This is a genomic window from Nitrospirota bacterium, assembly GCA_016178585.1.
Classification (GTDB): Bacteria; Nitrospirota; Nitrospiria; order JACQBW01; family JACQBW01; genus JACOTA01.
Genome location: JACOTA010000002.1, coordinates 1 through 18489, shown reverse-complemented (window position 1 = coordinate 18489; position 18489 = coordinate 1). Strand labels below are relative to the sequence as shown.

General features: G+C 46.1%; 24 protein-coding genes. 16 read left to right on the top strand and 8 right to left on the bottom strand.

The genetic code is table 11. The annotated features are described in order from the left end of the window. Positions 1 to 19 precede the first annotated feature (19 nt). From HYR79_00160 to HYR79_00115, 10 genes are all read left to right on the top strand, one after another. Positions 20 to 1408: a sigma-54-dependent Fis family transcriptional regulator gene (locus HYR79_00160; protein ID MBI1820099.1), complete on the top strand. Its 1389-nt coding sequence runs from the start codon at positions 20 to 22 to the stop codon at positions 1406 to 1408. Positions 1409 to 1446: 38 nt separating this feature from the next. Further along, a complete protein-coding gene (locus HYR79_00155; protein MBI1820098.1) occupies positions 1447 to 1794 on the top strand; it encodes a hypothetical protein in 348 nt (115 codons plus the stop codon). 221 nt (positions 1795 to 2015) lie between these two features. Continuing rightward, a complete protein-coding gene (locus tag HYR79_00150; protein ID MBI1820097.1) occupies positions 2016 to 2537 on the top strand; it encodes a DUF2384 domain-containing protein in 522 nt (173 codons plus the stop codon). Beyond that, positions 2534 to 2929 carry an RES family NAD+ phosphorylase gene (locus HYR79_00145; GenBank protein ID MBI1820096.1) on the top strand — a complete coding sequence of 132 codons (396 nt, stop codon included), beginning with the start codon at positions 2534 to 2536 and terminating at the stop codon, positions 2927 to 2929. Before HYR79_00150 ends, HYR79_00145 begins: the two co-directional genes overlap by 4 nt. A gap of 57 nt (positions 2930 to 2986) precedes the next feature. After that, positions 2987 to 3301, top strand: a complete 315-nt coding sequence (locus HYR79_00140) for an addiction module protein (GenBank protein MBI1820095.1) — start codon at positions 2987 to 2989, stop codon at positions 3299 to 3301. Further along, positions 3301 to 3597 (top strand): type II toxin-antitoxin system RelE/ParE family toxin, encoded by a 297-nt coding sequence (locus tag HYR79_00135; GenBank protein ID MBI1820094.1) that lies wholly within the window; start codon positions 3301 to 3303, stop codon positions 3595 to 3597. Before HYR79_00140 ends, HYR79_00135 begins: the two co-directional genes overlap by 1 nt. A 148-nt stretch (positions 3598 to 3745) precedes the next feature. Then, on the top strand, positions 3746 to 4216 hold the full coding sequence (locus tag HYR79_00130) for a MarR family transcriptional regulator (GenBank protein ID MBI1820093.1): 471 nt from the start codon (positions 3746 to 3748) through the stop codon (positions 4214 to 4216). 53 nt (positions 4217 to 4269) lie between these two features. After that, positions 4270 to 4884 (top strand): hypothetical protein, encoded by a 615-nt coding sequence (locus HYR79_00125; GenBank protein ID MBI1820092.1) that lies wholly within the window; start codon positions 4270 to 4272, stop codon positions 4882 to 4884. A 220-nt stretch (positions 4885 to 5104) separates the two neighbouring features. Further along, on the top strand, positions 5105 to 5455 hold the full coding sequence (locus HYR79_00120) for a hypothetical protein (GenBank protein MBI1820091.1): 351 nt from the start codon (positions 5105 to 5107) through the stop codon (positions 5453 to 5455). Between the two features lie 87 nt (positions 5456 to 5542). Continuing rightward, the gene (locus HYR79_00115) at positions 5543 to 6214 is read left to right on the top strand and encodes a M23 family metallopeptidase (GenBank protein ID MBI1820090.1); all 672 of its coding nucleotides are present in this window, start codon (positions 5543 to 5545) and stop codon (positions 6212 to 6214) included. 96 nt (positions 6215 to 6310) lie between these two features. Here HYR79_00115 and HYR79_00110 read toward each other — a convergent pair whose 3' ends face one another. Then, positions 6311 to 6568 (bottom strand): hypothetical protein, encoded by a 258-nt coding sequence (locus tag HYR79_00110; protein ID MBI1820089.1) that lies wholly within the window; start codon positions 6566 to 6568, stop codon positions 6311 to 6313. After that, complete coding sequence (locus HYR79_00105; protein ID MBI1820088.1) at positions 6544 to 6762, bottom strand: hypothetical protein; 219 nt, start codon at positions 6760 to 6762, stop codon at positions 6544 to 6546. The genes HYR79_00110 and HYR79_00105 overlap by 25 nt, the downstream gene beginning before the upstream one ends. A 240-nt stretch (positions 6763 to 7002) precedes the next feature. Between HYR79_00105 and HYR79_00100 the strand changes: the two genes are divergently transcribed. The 6 genes from HYR79_00100 (at position 7003) to HYR79_00075 (ending at position 10196) form a co-directional block, all read left to right on the top strand. Then, on the top strand, positions 7003 to 7404 hold the full coding sequence (locus HYR79_00100) for a GNAT family N-acetyltransferase (GenBank protein ID MBI1820087.1): 402 nt from the start codon (positions 7003 to 7005) through the stop codon (positions 7402 to 7404). A 14-nt stretch (positions 7405 to 7418) separates the two neighbouring features. Beyond that, positions 7419 to 7808, top strand: a complete 390-nt coding sequence (locus HYR79_00095; protein MBI1820086.1) for a DUF4440 domain-containing protein — start codon at positions 7419 to 7421, stop codon at positions 7806 to 7808. Positions 7809 to 7973: 165 nt separating this feature from the next. Next, positions 7974 to 8270, top strand: a complete 297-nt coding sequence (locus HYR79_00090; protein MBI1820085.1) for a DUF2834 domain-containing protein — start codon at positions 7974 to 7976, stop codon at positions 8268 to 8270. 40 nt (positions 8271 to 8310) lie between these two features. After that, positions 8311 to 9318, top strand: a complete 1008-nt coding sequence (locus HYR79_00085) for an NAD(P)-dependent alcohol dehydrogenase (protein ID MBI1820084.1) — start codon at positions 8311 to 8313, stop codon at positions 9316 to 9318. Positions 9319 to 9581: 263 nt separating this feature from the next. Then, the gene (locus HYR79_00080; GenBank protein ID MBI1820083.1) at positions 9582 to 9866 is read left to right on the top strand and encodes a type II toxin-antitoxin system RelE/ParE family toxin; all 285 of its coding nucleotides are present in this window, start codon (positions 9582 to 9584) and stop codon (positions 9864 to 9866) included. A gap of 12 nt (positions 9867 to 9878) precedes the next feature. Further along, positions 9879 to 10196, top strand: coding sequence for a HigA family addiction module antidote protein (locus HYR79_00075; GenBank protein ID MBI1820082.1), 318 nt, complete (start codon positions 9879 to 9881; stop codon positions 10194 to 10196). 105 nt (positions 10197 to 10301) lie between these two features. On the opposite strand, the gene HYR79_00070 is transcribed toward HYR79_00075, so the two are convergent. The 6 genes from HYR79_00070 to HYR79_00045 all read right to left on the bottom strand — a co-directional run bounded on the left by HYR79_00070 (position 10302) and on the right by HYR79_00045 (position 18266). Beyond that, a complete protein-coding gene (locus tag HYR79_00070; protein ID MBI1820081.1) occupies positions 10302 to 10919 on the bottom strand; it encodes a riboflavin synthase in 618 nt (205 codons plus the stop codon). 3 nt (positions 10920 to 10922) lie between these two features. Further along, the gene (locus tag HYR79_00065) at positions 10923 to 11312 is read right to left on the bottom strand and encodes a hypothetical protein (protein ID MBI1820080.1); all 390 of its coding nucleotides are present in this window, start codon (positions 11310 to 11312) and stop codon (positions 10923 to 10925) included. Positions 11313 to 11440: 128 nt separating this feature from the next. Then, complete coding sequence (gene ribD, locus HYR79_00060; protein MBI1820079.1) at positions 11441 to 12541, bottom strand: bifunctional diaminohydroxyphosphoribosylaminopyrimidine deaminase/5-amino-6-(5-phosphoribosylamino)uracil reductase RibD; 1101 nt, start codon at positions 12539 to 12541, stop codon at positions 11441 to 11443. A 36-nt stretch (positions 12542 to 12577) separates the two neighbouring features. After that, positions 12578 to 15226: a pyruvate, phosphate dikinase gene (locus HYR79_00055; protein MBI1820078.1), complete on the bottom strand. Its 2649-nt coding sequence runs from the start codon at positions 15224 to 15226 to the stop codon at positions 12578 to 12580. A gap of 20 nt (positions 15227 to 15246) precedes the next feature. After that, positions 15247 to 17358: a glycine--tRNA ligase subunit beta gene (locus HYR79_00050; protein MBI1820077.1), complete on the bottom strand. Its 2112-nt coding sequence runs from the start codon at positions 17356 to 17358 to the stop codon at positions 15247 to 15249. Continuing rightward, positions 17355 to 18266, bottom strand: a complete 912-nt coding sequence (locus HYR79_00045; protein MBI1820076.1) for a glycine--tRNA ligase subunit alpha — start codon at positions 18264 to 18266, stop codon at positions 17355 to 17357. The genes HYR79_00050 and HYR79_00045 overlap by 4 nt, the downstream gene beginning before the upstream one ends. Positions 18267 to 18489: the final 223 nt, after the last annotated feature.

The following is an 18489-nucleotide window of genomic DNA, read 5'->3' as shown; positions in this document are numbered from 1 at the left end:
GAAAGGAATTTTAAAAACATTGCATAATCTTCTAATCATCGATGACGAGTCCAGCATCCGTGAGACTCTCAAAGTCGCCCTAAAAGACCGGTTTAATCTACAAACCGCCGCGGGAGGGAAGGACGGATTAAACCTCCTCAACGAAGGAGATATCGATCTGGTGCTGCTTGACCTTATCATGCCGGGGATGAACGGAATAGAGGCGCTAAAAGCTATTCGGCAAATGAAACCTCATCTTCCCGTCATTATGCTTACCGGCACGTCAATGGTAAAAGCTGCTGTGGAAGCGATTAAAGCGGGCGCCGCGGATTATCTGACCAAGCCGTTTGACCCGGAAGAACTGATTCTGGTCATTCAGAACGCGCTGTCCAAACACTCTCTCGAAAAAGAGGTCAAAAGGCTCCATCAGGAAATTAATACGGTTTATAATTTTGAGCACCTGGTTGGAATCAGCCAGGTTATGCACGATATCTATGAAAAAATAGAACTCCTGGCCGACACCAAAACAACGGTTCTCATTACCGGCGAAAGCGGAACAGGGAAAGAATTGGTGGCGAGAGCCCTCCACTATAACAGCAGCCGGCGGGATAAGCCCATTATTGCCATTAATTGCGCGGCCATTCCCGAAACCCTTATTGAAAGCGAACTTTTTGGGCACGAACGAGGGGCCTTTACAGATGCCCAGGGAAAAAGGATCGGGCAGTTTGAAGCGGCTCACGAGGGGACGCTGTTCTTAGATGAAATCGGCGACCTGAGCCTTACGACGCAGGCTAAGATTCTCCGGGTGATTCAGGAAAAAGAGTTTATGAGGGTGGGAGGAAATCAGACCATTAAATCTGATGTCAGACTCATCACAGCAACCAATAAAAATCTGGAAGAAGAGGTTAAAAAAGGAAACTTCAGGAGTGATCTTTACTACCGGATTAATGTCGTCCCTCTGTTTCTCCCGTCTCTGAGAGAACGAAAAGAAGATATCGGGTTGCTCGTTAAGCATTTTATCAGGAAAAAAGCGGCCGAAGAAAAAAAACCGGTGAAAGAAATCGCCCCTGATGCGCTCGCGAGCCTCATTCAATATGATTGGCCCGGGAATGTCAGGGAGCTGGAAAATATTATTTCACGGGTTTATACCCTTTCTTCCGGGTCGACGATTACCCCCAACGATATTCCGGAAACCTGCCGATCATCGGTTAAATCTATGCCTTTGACACAGGGCCACAGTTCCGGAGAAATTAATTTTGAACAGGCGGTAAAAGAATTTGAAAAAGATTTAATTGTAAAAGCCCTTAAAAAAAATCACTATGTCCAAACCCGGGCCGCCCAAATGCTGGGGATTAGCCGGCGAATGCTGGCTTACAAACTTCAGATTCTCGGTGTTTCGATTGATCAAATCGCCGCAAAAGATAATTAAACTGACCGCAATGAACCCTTTGAACCCGTATACTTCCGATGTTTGAGCACAAAAACCATCCTGTTCTCCCTTTTAGGGTATTTCTAGGACGCATTTTAATCAACGCCGGGGTGGCCTCATTGGTCGTTATCACCGCTCTTTCCGCCGGAATATTTGGATACCATTTCATTGAAGGACTCCCCTGGGTAGATGCATTTCTAAATGCCTCGATGATTTTAGGGGGTATGGGCCCGGTCAATGAGCTTCATTCGACTGCCGGAAAGATATTTGCCGGATGTTACGCACTCTTTTCAGGGCTTATCTTCATTGTTATTGCGGGAATACTTTTGGCCCCAATCATTCACCGATTGCTCCATAGGTTTCATCAGGAAGGTGGAAGAAGTTAACCTGATTAACCCTTTTTTGGCGGAATACCCATTTAGAATGAATAGGTGCCGCATAAAAACTCTACATGATTATAGGTCTGGGATTTTGAATATTTGTTCCATTCGAGCGGTCATTGACAATAGTGTCATTTGAATGATATAATACCACCAAATGACATAAGAAAGGACTCATCATGGATATCCACACTCATGCAAAGAAGACAAAGAAAAGAACTGCATCATTGAAACATAGAGCTGATGAAAAAACCAACGGCATAGTCTCCCACAACAAAGTTCAGGCCGCCGAGAATAAGTGGTTCGGACACTCTCGAACCGAAGTCACGAAACGGCTCGTTATGTATGTCTTAAAGAATAAGCCGGGAACGGAGGGGGAGGCTTTCGCCATTCATAAAGCGATTATGCATGGGATCGATTTTTCTGTGGCAGATACACTTAAAAAAGAACTCAATTTCAACGACAAAGAGATAGCGGATGTGCTGGGTACAAGCGAAAGCACGTTCCTGAGATGGCGAAAGTCTAATAAAGACCTGGATAACAATGCAAGCGATCGCCTCGTACGTTTTGCCAGGATCCTCGAGATCGCAACCGGGGTATTCGACGACAAACTAAAAGCATGGTCCTGGTTGAAACGACCACAGTTTGGACTGGGTGGTAAGATTCCGATTGAACTAATGAAAAGCGAAACGGGAGCACGGGAAGTCGAAAGTCTTCTCATGAGGATCGAGCACGGGGTCCTTGCTTGATCACCGCATGGAGGATTGTAAAGAAAAAATACGTAAAAGGTGTCCTTAGCGGCGAGGGAGCCCGTGGGTATCCCGGACGCTGGAACTTATATGGCATCCCAATGGTATATGTCTGTAGCACACCCTCCCTTGCTATCCTTGAGGTCAGAGTACATACCGGTCCCGAAGGTGAAGGTATTCCCTATGTGCTTTTTCAACTGGAGACACCGAAGGATTTGGTCATAAAACTCAATATCCCCCTCCCTTCTGATTGGAGGCTGAACCCGCCGCAGTTGTCAACTCAAAATATTGGAAGCGAGTGGGCGCAAAGCGGGCGTTCGGCGGTTCTCCAAGTGCCGTCCGTCATTGTTCCTAAGAACAGAGTTAGAAAGCTGTCATTGCGAACAAAGTGAAGCAATCTCAAGACTTTACGATAAGATTGCCACGCACCCTTCGGTGCTCGCAATGACATGATTAATAAGTGGGTGCGAAGTCTATCGCTGGTCTTGGGTCAATTCAAATGGATGTTTCATAAAGAACATTGTGGTATAATGTTTTTCATGTCAGCGAATACTTCTAAAATATTAAAAGAAGCCTTGAATCTTCCTCCTGAGGCGCGTGCGGCTTTGGCCGGAACCTTATTGGAAAGCTTAGAAGATACCCTCGATCCAGAAGCTGAGGCGGCTTGGGAAGATGAAATTGCTAAGCGCTTGAAAGAAGTTGACGCTTCCACTGTTCGAATGATCCCTTGGTCCGAAGCCCGTCGAAAAATCCTCAAAAATTAATGCCAATCTATTCTCTTGAGTTACATCCTGAATCTGTAGCTGAAACGCAGGCAACCTTCCTTTGGTACAAAGAGCAGAACGAATCGGTAGCCAAAGCCTTTCTTGATGAAGTTGATCATGGGATGAGTCAAATTGAAGAAGCGCCCGAAAGATGGCCTAAATATGTTCGGGGAACACGGCGATATTTTTTACACAGGTTCCCTTTTTCAATTGTATATCGGGTAAAAAACACTAATGTTCAGATTGTCGCAGTCGCGCATGGCCGGCGGCGACCTGGTTATTGGAAAAACAGATAAATCCTTCCTTCCTGGAAGCAATAGGTACGTTCCATCCAAAACCATCGTAGATTACAACCGTGATTAGACGAGTTAATTCGATTAGCAAAGACTTTAGCAGCAAGATATTAGTTGCGTTAGCAACTAATATCTGATAAGCTTGTTTTATATGACTGAAGAATCTATCGAGTTAATCCTTCGAGAAAAAATCCAGCGTTTTATTCGCGTTTTTGGTCTGCTAAGGAACCAGACGCCCTGCGGCAAGCCCATTTCAGTTTCAGCAGCACATGCTCTGATGTCTTTGAAAACGGCGGGCAGAGAAGGTCCTCTTTCGCAGGGGGATATTCAGAAAACGCTGGCGCTGGACAAAAGCAATGTGACTCGTCTTTGCAGAGCTCTGGAGGAAGATGGCTATATCCTACAGCGTCAGTCCGAAGACGATCGTAGGGTTCATCAGGTGTCCCTTACGAAAAAGGGCTATCGACTGGCAGACTCACTTTTAAAAGCGAGCCGGGGGCGCTTCAGCGAGATTCTCGAGCAGATTTCCAAGGACGAACTCCTTCAGATTTTTCACAGCCTTGATGTGCTTTCGAACGCGATTCATGAGGCAAATATGAGAGAAGAGAGAAAGAAGGTCTGAATACCTAAACATCGAATCATCGGAAATGACAGTTCCGTGGGAAGGAAACATTTATGAAGTTACGGTCCTCTACAGTTCGAGTTATTTTCGCCTTGGCTCTACTTATTATCGGAGGTGATCTAGTGTATGGCGACGAGTCTGTTGACATGAAAGCAATGCACGAGACCCACCTGCAGATGATCGAGGAGCAGAATTCGCGTTCAACGCCGACGTTGCCAGGACAAGATGCGTTTGGTGCCATACAGGAAATTGTTCAAATCCTCGAAAGGGAACCGAATACCGATTGGAACAAGGTGGACCTTGAAAAGTTACGTCAACATCTTATTGACATGAACGAGGTCATCCTGCGATCTGAGGTGAAGTCGAGGCAAATTCCTTCCGGATTGTCGATGGAGATCATAGGCAAGGGACGAACGGAAGAGGCGATTCAATCAATGGTGGTCCCGCATACAGCTATCCTCAACGAAATGCCTCAATGGTTAGCGGAGGTGGAGAAGGTCCCAGGTGGCGTACATTTGATAGTTAAGACAAAAGATCCCAATGATTCCAAGACTCTGGCAAAAATCCGCGGACTTGGATTTATTGGTTTACTCGTTCAGGGTGCGCATCATCAGCCCCATCACCTCGCTATGGCAAAGGGCGAGAATGCCCATGATCACCATCGGTGACACGTTTCACACATTTTCGGCACTCGACTTTCCATCATAATTGCTTCCTGAAAGTCTCAGGTCCGACATCCGCCATTCCATCCAAGACTATAGTAAACGGGATTCCTCAGAATACCCGAATGGTTTTGATCCAAATTGACACCTGATCATTTCTCATATAAATTGTTCACAATGTGAAATAGGTTTAAAAGAAAATAATAGTGTTGTGGAGGGCCCACTTATGGAACTGGCCAAAAAATCCGATAATGACATTCTGGCGATAGCCAACCCAATCATGGATAACCTCATGGCAGGCTCAACGGAGATTAATTATCAAAAACACACGAGGGATTTCACCGACAGATTGAAAGGGATTGTGACTAAAGAACATTTTGAGAAAGTCTGCAAGCGCTACCAGACTGAATGGGGCTATTTTTCAAAAAGGAAGTTTGTTGCGGTCTTTCGGCGCCCGTCATCTCTAGCCATCATTTGGAAGCAATGGTGTACAAAACAAAGCGGAGAATTTGTGGCCGAATTGGTCCTGGTTGAGCAAAACTCAAAATGTTTAGTCGACCATGCAATGGTATTTTAAGTCAATTCTTATAAATTATTTTAAACAATGGGCCTCACTTTCTGGTATCCAATAGTCGATTCCGTGGCTTCTAAAATAAAATACGCTATGAAAAAAGATTTCTCTTCAGAATCCGGACCTGTGATTGAGTTTCCTCTTCGCGGTGAATGGGGTTATATGCGTGCCCCGGGTCATCACCCTTTTGCCTTTGACTTCATGGGGAGAGCCGAAGGGCAAAGGGGATATTTTCCGGGAAGCAAGCTGCGTTATTTTATTAATCTGGTTCAGTCAGAAGAATGGTTTGGGTGGTCAAGGCCTGTTTTTGCGCCTTGTGATGGCGTTGTTGTACAGGCACAAGATGGCTGGCAGGATCGAAAAAGCCTAAATTTCTTTAAAGAGTTTTTCAGTGCCTATTTACGGTCTTTTCTTTTTCGTCCAAAAAGTGAGAATGGTAAGATCGACTTCCGACCAAATGCGGGAAATCACGTCGTCATTCAATCCCCAAAAGGTTTTGCCGTTCTAATGGCTCATCTGAAAATGGGGTCGATTGCAGTTTCTTTGGGTCAGCACGTGAGAATAGGAGCAAAAATTGGAGAGGTCGGAAATTCCGGTAATACCACGGCTCCCCATTTACATATTAATTTATTTGATCAAGGAGATAATTTATTAAAGGCAAAAGTGATTCCATTTTACTTTCGACACTTTGAAAAGTGGAACGGAAGTATTTGGGAGAAAATACACAACAGTCTTCCTCAAAACCGTCAAAGAATAAGGTTATGATCAAATCCTTCCTCCCCGACAAAGTGTTTTTCCGTGGTGATTGTAAAGGAGGTGATCAAGTGGATAGATTTAAAAGTTCGGGGCACTTGCGGTTGCTTATGGCTTAGGAAGGGTTATAAACATAGCCCACATTTTATAAGTGGCTTCGTCTGTTTCGTCCCATAGGATGACCGCCTTACCATGATCATTGACCGCAATCGCTGGATGAGAGGCATTTTGGGTGCCCGCCTCGAATCCTATATTACTCTTCCCTTTTTCTTTGAGCATATATAAATTTGCTTGGATTTTCCATTTCTTCCAAAAAATACCTTTTAATTGGGCCCAGGTGATTATCGCATGACCGTTTCCATCCATTGCCACCTGGACATCGGAGGCTCCGTGTGCCAGTTGAACTGCTCCCTTCCACCCGGATTCTGTTGTATATCGATTTGCCCAGACATTTGAAGAGACACAATTTCGCTGGATACAATGACGCTGAACCCAAACCGCAAACGCATTTCCATCGTCATCCATCGATTGGAGCAAAGCGGGATTGCCAAAAATTTCATTTTTTGGAAAAACCCCTTTATTTTCAATATTCTGGAATTGAATCCTCGTAGATCAACAACGCTTCTTGAAAGACGCCACTGAAGACCTTCCTCTAACTTACCATCTTTTGGAAATCGATGGAGATCGTGACCTTACACTTTATAATGTTGCCCAATCGGCCTTTTTTTAGGCTTGTTAATTGATGGAAATTTCTTTATATTCAATTAACTGCTTACCTTGTTACCTTGAAAGCATAGCCCATTGTTGCAGAAGCTGAACGGGTATTAGCGGCGTCTCGAATTGGGTCGTTATTAGGCTTTGCCGCGTTTGAAGCACACAGTTTACAACCGGTGGGGGCTGCCTGGATCCGCTTACTGAATGGGCCGGAGAAAGGTTATGGATATCTGAATGACTTCACGCCGGAACTGGCTATAGGTGTTCTTCCAGAGCACCAGAATAAGAGAATAGGAACTGAGTTATTGAGATTACTCATCGAGTCTGCAACACGCTTTTACTCCTCTATTTCTTTAGGTGTGCGAGCCAAAAACCCCGCTGTAAAACTTTACAAACAGTTTGGATTTCAAATTGTAGAGGGAACCGAACATGTAAATCGTGTCGGTGTTCAGGCGCTTATCATGAAGTTAGAACTAAATAAAATCTAAACAATGGGGGAACTATGGAAACCGAGAAAGACATTGGAGTGACCATTATTGCCATGGAACGTAAGGCCTTGGATCGATGGGGCAAGGGAGACCCCTCCGGCTATTTGGAGATCTCTGCTCCTGAGGTTTTATATTTTGACCCCTTTCTGGAACGTCGCTTGGATGGCCTGGAGGCGCTGACCCGTTATTACGAAGCCATCCGAGGAAGAATTTTAATTGACCGAGATGAGATCATCAATCCAAAAGTACAAATATGCGGCGAGGTGGCCGCGCTCACGTTTAATTACATTTCGTATACCGGAGAAACACAAATGCGCTGGAATTGCTCCGAGGTATATCAGCATCAAGACGGTCATTGGCGGATCATCCAAACTCACTGGTCAATCACTCAGCCCTTGAAGTAAAGGTGTGTCACTTTGCTGGGGTTAATTCCATAAGGGGACCAAAAGACCCACAACCGTAAAACCGATATCTAATCTTGCGGTCCCGGAACTCTCTTCCATCTGGCCCGTTTACTCTGAATGTTAGGCATATAAGGAGAAAGAAATATGACACAGGGCACGTTTTACTTGATTTTGTCTGTTCCAGGCGTCCTTATCCCCTGGGCATTTCTTATTGGCTTCCTTGGGGTTCCAGAGCCAACAATCTCTCTTTTCTTCACATCCATATTTGCAAATCATGTCTCTTCTGCCGTCGCGGGGGATCTGCTTGTTTCAGTAGTCGTGTTTTTCGTATTTTTATTTTACGAGGGGAGCCGCCTTAATATGAAAAATCTTTGGCTTTTTATTCCAGCGACATTGCTGATTGGCCTTTCATTCGGGTTGCCGCTATTTCTTTATTTCCGAGCGAAACGGCTTGGAAATTGACCGTTTGGAACTTACATTTAACAGAGATCATGGAGAAACGGTGAAAGCAATTGTATACACAAAATACGGACCACCGGATGTTCTTGAATTAAAAGAAGTAGAAAAACCTACTCCCAAGGACAATGAAGTACTGGTAAAAGTCCGTGCGGCATCAGTGAATGCCGCTGACTGGCGTCTCATGAGAGCTGACCCGTTCCTGGCCCGTCTGTACTCCGGGCTTCTAAAGCCAACAAAATTCCAGATACTCGGTGCCGACATTGCGGGGCGGGTTGAGGCGGTGGGTAAGAATGTCGGCCAGTTTCAACTTGGTGATGATGTGTTCGGGGACATATTCGCAAGTGGTTTTGGCGGATTTGCCGAATATAAGTGTGCCCGTGAAAATGAATTGGTGTTGAAGCCAGCCAATATATCGTTCGAGGAAGCGGCGGCCGTGCCTTTGGCAGCACTCACCGCCTTGCACGGACTTCGCGACAAGGGGCAGATACAGACGGGACAAAAGGTTTTGATCAATGGTGCGTCCGGTGGTGTTGGTACGTTTGCGGTGCAGATCGCCAAGTATTTCGGGGCTGAAGTTACCGCCGTGTGTAGCACGGGGAAGGTGGATATGGCGCGCTCGATTGGCGCCGACCATGTTATCGACTACACGCAGGAGGATTTCATCAAGAGCGGGCGGCATTATGACCTGATCCTTGCGGTGAACGGATTTCGTTCGATCTTCGATTACAAGCGTGCATTAAGTCCCCGAGGGATTTATGTTATGGCTGGAGGTAATACAGCCCAGCTATTTCAAGCCCTGCTTCTGGGACCATGGATATCCATGGCCGGGAGCAAGAAGATGGGTGCCCTGACGTCAACACCTAACCAGAAGGATCTGCTCTTTCTGAAAGAGCTTCTTGAATCCGGCAAAATAAAACCTGTCATCGATAGATGTTATCTGCTGAGTGAAGTCCCTGAAGCACTCCGGTATCTTGAAGAAGGCCACGCCCAAGGAAAAGTAGTAATAACTGTGGAACATGACAACAAAAACCTAACAACGGCTTCAACCTGATAACCCTGCCAAGCCGGGTTACATCCCGATAAGCTAAGCGTTATACTTTCTTTATATTGAAAATCACCAATTCTAAGGCATTTGGTTTTTTAGGTTTGGTAGGTGGGGCGTGCGACGAGCAACATTCCTGAAGTCCACAAGCTTCGGCTATCTGGCCGGATACTCGATTACAAACGCTAATCAATAAAACAATCTTCTCAATATTTGCTTTTATCCAAAATAATTACGCTTGACGTAATGAATAATTAGTCCTATCATAAGTAATGATTATCAGCTATCGGGACAAGCGGACTAGAGACTTCGCTGTGGGTAAACGAGTGAAACCGTTTGCCAGTATCGAACGAGCCGCGCGGCTGAAGCTCGACCGTCTTGAAGCAGCCCTGTCTCTCAAAGATCTTGTCGGCTTGCCCGGTAATCGCTTCGAAGCGCTGAAAGGTAACCGGCGTGGCCAATTTAGCATCCGCATTAACGATCAGTGGCGCCTATGCTTCGAATGGCCCGAAGATTCTCTCGGACCGGTAAAAGTAGAAATTGTTGATTACCATTAGGAGGATTTAAAAATGGCACGTATTCCGATTCACCCCGGCGAACACTTGGCCGAAGAACTGAAAGCGCTCGACATGAGCGCCGCCGAACTCGCCCGGCAGATGAAGGTGCCGACCAACCGCGTCACTGAAATTCTGAACGGACAGCGTTCTATCACCGGCGACACGGCTCTGCGCCTTGGCCATTATTTCAACACGAGCGGACAATTTTGGCTCAACCTGCAAAGTAATTATGAGCTATGCTTGGCCGAACAAAAAACTGGGAAGTCCATCAAGGCTTTGCCGACTCTCAAGACCCGTAAGGCTAAGGACCACCAACTGGCCCCTGCCTAGACTGCCCAAGCCTGTTGAAAAATAAGTTCAGATAAGTAGGTGTAATTATTGAAAAACATGGTCTTACGGACAAAGTCTGTTTAATCGGGCTCGATCTTTGTTACCTTATCTGAATTTTACGAACCGTTCGACGTACTTGCCCACCAGGTCGTTTTCAATATTCACTTTGTCGCCTTCTTTTTTATGGCCGAGCGTGGTCACTTTTAACGTGTGGGGGATGATCATCAGGAAAATCCCACGCGGGTTGATTTGGTTCACGGTTAAGCTGACGCCATCAATGGCAATGGAGCCTTTTTCAATACAATACTTTAAGAGCTTTTTGGGCAACTCAATGAAGAAAAGGCAAGCGTTTTCAACCGGTTCTATTTTTTTGATGGCGCCGATGCCGTCAATATGGCCGGAAACGAGATGCCCTCCGATCCGGTCTGAAAATCGCGCCGCCCGTTCAAGATTCACCGGGCTTCCCGGATGAAGGCTGCCCAACGTCGTCCGCTTCAGCGTTTCGTCTGAAAGATCGGCTGAAAACATACTCCCCCCCCGCGGTTTGTTTCTAATCGGTCTGGAATACTGAACCACTGTTAAACAAGCCCCATCGACTGAAATGCTTTCTCCGGGAACGACATTTTTTAAAACATTTTTAGCTTCAATCGTAATACGGGCAAATTGCTTCGATTTGGCGATTTTCTTAACGACACCCGTCTCTTCAACAATACCCGTAAACACAGATTAAAAATGGTAACGAAGGAGGGGAAGGAAAACGATCGTTCTTTTCTTTTCGGCCGGATCCAGCAGCGAATCATTTTTAATTTCGGGTTCAGGAAGATTGATCACGAGTTTGCCCTGGTTAATGTCAGCAAAAGATCTGGCCTGAACCGTCATACCATAAACGGTTCCTGCAATCACCCCTCCGGCCACTCCATATGCGATATAGTTTAAGTGATCAACCGGCCTGTCTGTGAAAACCATAATGGCGGCGCCCAGCAATCCTCCAATGGCAGCTCCGTAATAAGCATTCTTAAAAACATTTTCCAGCGTACGGTCTTCCGCGGCATACAGCTTCGAAGAGGAAAAAACAACCATTGTAAAAATCAAAGTCCCGATAAAAAACAATTTCATTTCTTTCTCCTTGTTTTATTCAGGGGCCCGTGCGGTTTTACTTCGTGAAATCCTCCGATGCCCCCGAACCCCATGTTCCGCACAGGCAAAGCCTGATGCTTCACCTGTTTTATTCGTGACAGAAAAAATTAATTCAAATACCCTTCAATTAAAATATCATTTTCTAATTTTTTTATCTTCACTTTTTTTAACACCGTTAATGCTGAAAGATCGGCGGGAGAGCGTCCGCCGACGGCGGAAACGGAATTCTCTCCACCCATGAGTTTCGGAGCCACCATATAATAAATCTTGTCAACGACCTTTTCATCGATTGCAGACGCGTTAATCCGGGAACCTCCTTCAATTAAAACACTGGTAATTTCCATCTGACCTAAAACCTTCATCAGGGCCAAAAGGCTTACCCCTTCTTCCTTTTCTTCAATTTGAAGGATCTTAACGCCTCTTTTCTCAAATTCTTTTTTTTTGACTATCTCAGCCAGCCGTGTCGTAGCGACAATCGCCCGATCTTCCCCCTGGAGGTTAAAAACTTTTGAATCCGGGGAAACGGATAACGTTTCATCGACGACAATCCGAATCGGATTCCGTTTGGAATGGAGTGAAAGTCTTACGGTTAATTCAGGGTCATCGGCAGCGACGGTCCCCTTTCCGACCAACACTGCGTCATATTGGTTTCTTAAACGATGACCATACATCCGGGCCTTCTCTCCGGTAATCCATCTGGATTTCCCGGCGGCAGTCGCTAATTTTCCATCCAACGTGGCTGCAATTTTCAAGGCGACAAACGGAAGGCGTGTGGTGATAAATTTCAAAAAAATCTCATTCAAGACCTCTGCCTCGGTTTTTAATACCCCTTCTCGAACCAAAACACCATGGTTTCGGAGGAAGGAAATTCCTTTCCCGTTGACTTTCGGGTTAGGGTCCTTCATCGCGACAACGACTTTTTTAATACCGCTTTTTAAAATGGCTTCCGTGCAAGGGGGAGTCCTTTTTTCAGAATGACAGCAGGGTTCAAGGTTCAAGTAAAGAGTCGCGCCCCGGGTTTTAGCTCCCGCCTGGCGGATCGCATTAACCTCGGCGTGGGGCAGCCCTGCTTTTTGATGATACCCTCTGCCGACAATTTTTCCCTTCCGGGTGATGACGGCTCCCACGAGCGGATTCGGCGAAACGCTCTCCCTTCCATTTTGGGCAAGATGGAGCGCTTTTTTCATCAGTCTTTCATCTTCGTCCATCACACGGTTCATAAACCTAAGAGAGGATTTCTGGTCTTATTTTTTTCCGGGGTTAATCGCGGCCCGTGCCGCCGCCAAACGGGCTATCGGAACCCGATAGGGAGAACAGCTGACATAATCCAGCCCGATTTTATGGCAAAATTCAACCGACTGAGGCTCTCCACCATGCTCTCCACAAATCCCGGTTTTCAACTCTTTCCGGGTGGATCGTCCTTTTTCGACCCCCATTCGGATTAAAGCGCCGACTCCGTCCTGGTCGATGGAGACAAAGGGATCCTGGGGTAAAACGTTTTTTTCAATATAGGCGGGAAGGAATTTCCCCGCGTCATCCCGGCTTAAACCAAAAGTGGTTTGGGTTAAATCATTGGTCCCGAAAGAAAAAAATTCAGCCGTCCTGGCAATTTGGTCCGCCACGAGAGCCGCTCTGGGAAGCTCGATCATTGTTCCTACGCGGTAACTAATTTTGACTTTATAACTCTCCATAATCCGTTGACCTATACGGTCTACCAGCTCTTTCATCATTTCAAATTCATGAACATGAGCCACCAGAGGAATCATGATTTCCGGAATGACTTTATACTTTTCTTTTTTTAATTCACAGGCGGCTTCGAATATCGCCTGGACCTGCATTTCGTAAATTTCCGGATAGGTAATTCCGAGGCGGCACCCCCGATGTCCGAGCATCGGATTGAATTCATGGAGAGATTTATTTTTTTGCGAAAGCGCTTCAAAAGTGGTTCCCATTTCTTCGGAAAGACTCTTCAATTCCTCATCGGTATGAGGTAAAAATTCATGCAAAGGAGGATCCAGCAACCGAATCGTTACAGGCAATCCGTTCATCTCTTTGAAAATCCCGATAAAATCATTTTTTTGGTAAGGAAGGAGTTTTTCCAGCGCCTTCTTTCGTCCTTCAAGAGCGTCGGATAAAATCATTTCCCGCACGGCTTTAATCCGGTCCGTACTGAAAAACATATGTTCTGTCCGGCAAAGTCCGATTCCTTCGGCTCCAAATTCTCTCGCCACCCTGGCATCATGAGGGGTATCGGCATTGGTGCGGATACCCAACCGCCGGGTTTTATCGACCCACCCCATCAAGATTTTAAATTCCTTGCTTAACCGGGGACGAATGAGCGGCGCCTCCCCCAAAATCACTTCTCCGGTAGACCCATTCAGCGTAATGGAATCTCCTTCCCTTAAAACAAGATCTCCGACCTGGACGGTCTTTCTTTCTTCATGAATAACCAGGCTCGAACAGCCCACCACGCAGCATTTTCCCATTCCGCGGGCAACCACAGCGGCATGAGACGTCATTCCGCCCCGCGCTGTCAAAATCCCCTGAGCCGCATGCATTCCGCCAATATCTTCGGGCGAGGTTTCGGTTCTCACCAGGATCACTTTTTCTCCCAAATCGGCCATCCGTTCAGACTCTTCAGCCGTAAAGGTAATTTTCCCCACCGCGGCGCCCGGTGAGGCGGGCAATCCCTTGGTAATCACCTTGACATGGGCTCTGGTGTCTATGGTTGGATGAAGTAATTGATCCAGCTGGAGAGGATCCACCCGGAGGATAGCCGTCTTTTGATCAATCAATTTTTCCCTGCACATGTCAACGGCCATTTTAATGGCTGCGGCGGCGGTTCGTTTTCCGACCCGCGTCTGGAGCATGTAGAGTTTTTCTTCTTGAATAGTAAACTCAATATCACACATATCCCTATAGTATTTTTCCAGCTTCTTATAAATCGTCACCAGGTCTTTATAAGCCTGAGGAAGTTTATTTGCCAGGGCTGAAATCGGAAGCGGGGTACGAATTCCGGCAACCACATCTTCTCCCTGCGCGTTAAAAAGAAACTCTCCGAAAAACTTCCGCTCGCCGGAATTCGGATCACGGGTAAACGCCACCCCTGTTCCGCTGGTCTCCCCCATGTTGCCGAAAACCATTACGACAATATTGACGGCTGTTCCCCAGAAATCCGGAATTTTGTTCAATCTGCGATAGGTAACGGCACGGTTCCCGTACCACGAATCAAAGACCGCATTGACGGCCATTCTTAATTGTTCCATCGGTTTTTCGGGAAAGGTGTTCCTGGTTTCTGAATGGACCAGATCCTTAAAGGACTGTATCAGCTCTTTTAAAGCCCCTATATCTAGATCTGTATCGAGTGACATCCCCAGCGAGTGTTTCTTTTCTTCGAGGATCTTTTCAAACAGGTCCCGCTTCACGTTCATCACCACGCTGGCAAACATGGTAATAAACCGGCGGTAGGTATCCAAAGCAAACCGTTCATTTCCGTTTTTTGCAATTAACCCTTGAATGGTTTCATCATTTAATCCAAGGTTTAAAACGGTATCCATCATCCCCGGCATCGAAGCTTTCGCACCCGATCGGACAGAAACCAGAAGAGGGGCCTTCGGGTCGCCAAATTTCATGCCCATCACTTTTTCCAACCGCTTTAAATTGGACAACACCTCTTCCCACATTCCATCGGGATATTTTTCCCGGTTGGTAAAATAAGCAATACACGCTTCAGTGGAGATGGTAAACCCCGGGGGAACCCGGATTCCGAGATTGGTCATTTCGGCCAGTCCGGCGCCTTTTCCCCCTAAAAGGTCCTTCATGTTCCCTTTTCCTTCCGCCTTACCTTCCCCAAAAAAATAAACGTATTTCTTTTTTTTCTTTGGCGCTGCCATGACACTCTCCTTAAAATAAATTACGCTTCTGCCGTAATTTTTGAAAAATCCGCGATTTCTCTAAAAAGCTGTAAACAACGACTCAGCAAAGCTAAACGGTTTTGCTTAAGCTGTTCATCCGGATCATTCACCATGACTGCAATAAAAAACCGGTCGATTTCATCCTTTAATGGTGAAAGGGCGTTTAAAACAGGTTCAAATGAGCTGTCGCTGGACCCTTGCAACCGATTGATTTCTTCTGTTTTTTCCTTTAAGGCCGCATAGAGAGCTATTTCTGCCTCTGTTTTAAACAAATCTTCGACAACAGCCTCCTGGTTCAGCTTTCTCGGTACAATATTGTTCATCCGTTTATATAAGGTCAACAAGGCTTCAAAAACAGGCTTCTGTCTTAAACTGAAATTCGTCAGGGCCTCCACTTTTTTAAGTCCGATGATCAGATCATTAAATTCGGCCGAAATAACCGATTGTATTATATCAGAGCGGTATCCCCGGGAAACAAGCACAAATTCAAACCGTTGTTTCAGAAATTCCATCACCTCTTTGTTAATAGCAACCGACACTTTCTTTCCGAACAGGCCGATTGATTTCTCTATTAACTCCTGTAATGACAAGGGAAAAGTCAAAGAGAGAGCGATTTGAATCAACCCCGTTCCATGCCTTCTTAATCCGTAGGGATCTTCTGAACCGGTCGGAATCAACCCGACGCCAAAGGCCCCTACAATGGCATCGGTTTTATCTGCCATTGAAAGAATTTTTCCGGTCAGGGTTTGAGGGAGGGTATCTCCCGAGCTCCTGGGCAAATATTGTTCCGCAAGCGCAACGGCAATCTCTTGAGGTTCACCTTGAAGACGCGCATATTCTCTTCCCATAAGTCCTTGCAATTTCGGAAATTCCCGAACGACTCCGGTCAGTAAATCTGCTTTCGAAAGAATCCCTGCCCTTCGAGCTTTGTCAATTTGAGGTTGGGAAGAGCCTGACATTATCCCGATTTCCGCGGATAAAGCGGAAAGGCGTTCGACACGGTCAAACTGACTTCCCAGATTTTCCTGATAAACCACTTTTCTCAGCTCTTCAACACGGTCTGACAGTTTGACCTCTAAATCGGATTCAAAGTAAAACTGGGCATCGGAGAGGCGGGAACGCAACACCCGCTCATTTCCTTTTTGAACGATTTTCATCTCGCGGGTTTTAATGTTGCTGACGGCGATAAAATGAGGGAGAAGCTGATCGCCGGCGGCGTTCATCACTGGAAAGTAGCCTTGATGTTCGCACATCGCGTTTATAATAATTTCTTTCGGCAGCTTTAAAAAACTTTCTTCAAAATTTCCCTTAAAAACGACCGGGTATTCGACCGTATCCGTCGCCTGCTCCAGGATTTCTTCCTGAATTTCCGCGAGTCCACCGCAGACAAGGCCCAAACGACGAGCTTCTTTTTGAATAATCTCTTTTCGCTCTGCCGGATCAATTATCACAAATTGTTTCCGGAGCTGCTTCTCAAAGGTTATAAAATCTAGAACGCGCATTGATTTAGGCGCCATGAACCGGTGACCACGGGAAACCGTTCCGCTTTTGATCTCTCCAAGCTTAAAAAAAATCGGTTTCTCCCCATAAAGGGCGACGATCCACCGGATCGGCCGGACAAAACGGACCTTTGACGGACCCCAAACCATCGATTTCGGGAAGGAAATGGATTGAATAAAACGCGGAAGTTCATTTTTTAAAAGGTGGCTGGTTTTAAGTTGAGGCCTTTTTTTGATAACCGAAAGATACTCCCCTTTAGGGGTAATCTTCGTTGTGAGGTTTTTTATCGAAACCCCCTGGGCTTCAGCGAATTTAAGACCGGCCTGCGTCGGGTTTCCCTGAGAATCAAAGCTGATTTTTTTTGGAGGTCCGATAACCTCTTCCGACGACTCCGCCTGTTTTTCAGCCAGGTTCGCGACATGAAGAATGAATCTTCGAGGGGTTCCATAGGTTTTGACCCCTTCAAAGTTCAACCGGGACTCGTTGAAAAACTTTATGGCCGTTTCTTCCATTTTTTTCATCCCGAATGAAATCAGGCGGGAAGGAATTTCCTCGACGCCTATTTCAAGTAGAAATTCTTTCATTTCACGGGATAACGAACGGGCTTTCATGAGGGGTGGGGACCCGTTTTCAGGTTATCGGCGGCGGTTTGGGCTTGCTGGCCCGCAGGTTCCTTTTTCGAAATCAGGTTTAAATAACCTTCCGCGCACCTTTTTGCGAGATACCGGATACGTCCGATATAATTCGTTCGTTCCGTAACACTTATCGCTCCCCTGGCATCCAATAGATTAAAGATATGGGAACATTTTATACAAAGATCATAGGCCGGAATGACCAATTGCTGTTCAATCAGTTTTTTTGCGTCGGCTTCATACAATTCAAATACCGTAAGCAGGGTATCGATATTCGCTTTTTCAAAGTTATAAATAGAGTTTTGCACTTCTCCCAGGAAATGAACATCTCGGTAGGTTACCCCTTCGGTCCATTTTAAATCAAAGACGTTGTCGACTTCCTGAAGATACATGGCAATCCGTTCCGTGCCGTAGGTAATTTCGATTGGAATAACCTCAAGCGCAATCCCGCCGATTTCCTGAAAATAAGTAAACTGGGTAATTTCCATTCCATCCAGTCTGACCTCCCACCCCAGTCCCCAGGCGCCGATACTTGGAGATTCCCAATCATCCTGAACAAATCGGATATCATGTTTCAAGGGATCGATACCTACCGTGGTTAAACTTTTCAAATAAAGGTCTTGAATATTTTCGGGGGCGGGCTTTAAGAGGACCTGGTACTGGTAATACTGCTGTAATCGGTTGGGGTTTTCCCCGTATCGGCCGTCGGCAGGCCGTCTGGAGGGAGCCACATAGGCCGATTTCCAGGGATCGGGCCCAAGGACTTTTAAAAATGTCGAAGGATGAAAGGTTCCCGCTCCGGCCTCCAGGTCGTAGCCCTGCTGGATGACGCACCCCTGGTCGGCCCAAAAACGGGAAAGTGATAGCGTAAGCTCTTGAAAAAACAATTATTCTCCACTGCTAAAAAGATTTTATAAGGTAACAAAGTTCGTTTTACTTTGTCAAGCAGGGCTGATCTCCCTAGGAGAGGGGTGTGAGACAAATTTATGGGTAAATATTGACTTTTCCTTTTTTTTGGCCTATTATCTGATTGTTATATAACAATCAGATAAGGAGGTCCCATGGAAAAATCTCTGGAAGAGCTCGAAGCCCAAAGACAAGGCCTCTATC

Bases quoted from the DNA above. Each gene is read 5' to 3' on its own strand.
- HYR79_00155 (MBI1820098.1), top strand. From the start codon at position 1,447: ATGTTTGAGCACAAAAACCATCCTGTTCTCCCTTTTAGGGTATTTCTA.
- HYR79_00140 (MBI1820095.1), top strand. From the start codon at position 2,987: ATGATTAATAAGTGGGTGCGAAGTCTATCGCTGGTCTTGGGTCAATTC.
- HYR79_00135 (MBI1820094.1), top strand. From the start codon at position 3,301: ATGCCAATCTATTCTCTTGAGTTACATCCTGAATCTGTAGCTGAAACG.
- HYR79_00130 (MBI1820093.1), top strand. From the start codon at position 3,746: ATGACTGAAGAATCTATCGAGTTAATCCTTCGAGAAAAAATCCAGCGT.
- HYR79_00125 (MBI1820092.1), top strand. From the start codon at position 4,270: ATGAAGTTACGGTCCTCTACAGTTCGAGTTATTTTCGCCTTGGCTCTA.
- HYR79_00120 (MBI1820091.1), top strand. From the start codon at position 5,105: ATGGAACTGGCCAAAAAATCCGATAATGACATTCTGGCGATAGCCAAC.
- HYR79_00115 (MBI1820090.1), top strand. From the start codon at position 5,543: ATGAAAAAAGATTTCTCTTCAGAATCCGGACCTGTGATTGAGTTTCCT.
- HYR79_00110 (MBI1820089.1), bottom strand. From the start codon at position 6,568: ATGGATGGAAACGGTCATGCGATAATCACCTGGGCCCAATTAAAAGGT.
- HYR79_00105 (MBI1820088.1), bottom strand. From the start codon at position 6,762: ATGAAATTTTTGGCAATCCCGCTTTGCTCCAATCGATGGATGACGATG.
- HYR79_00095 (MBI1820086.1), top strand. From the start codon at position 7,419: ATGGAAACCGAGAAAGACATTGGAGTGACCATTATTGCCATGGAACGT.
- HYR79_00080 (MBI1820083.1), top strand. From the start codon at position 9,582: ATGATTATCAGCTATCGGGACAAGCGGACTAGAGACTTCGCTGTGGGT.
- HYR79_00075 (MBI1820082.1), top strand. From the start codon at position 9,879: ATGGCACGTATTCCGATTCACCCCGGCGAACACTTGGCCGAAGAACTG.
- HYR79_00065 (MBI1820080.1), bottom strand. From the start codon at position 11,312: ATGAAATTGTTTTTTATCGGGACTTTGATTTTTACAATGGTTGTTTTT.
- ribD (MBI1820079.1), bottom strand. From the start codon at position 12,541: ATGGACGAAGATGAAAGACTGATGAAAAAAGCGCTCCATCTTGCCCAA.
- HYR79_00055 (MBI1820078.1), bottom strand. From the start codon at position 15,226: ATGGCAGCGCCAAAGAAAAAAAAGAAATACGTTTATTTTTTTGGGGAA.
- HYR79_00050 (MBI1820077.1), bottom strand. From the start codon at position 17,358: ATGAAAGCCCGTTCGTTATCCCGTGAAATGAAAGAATTTCTACTTGAA.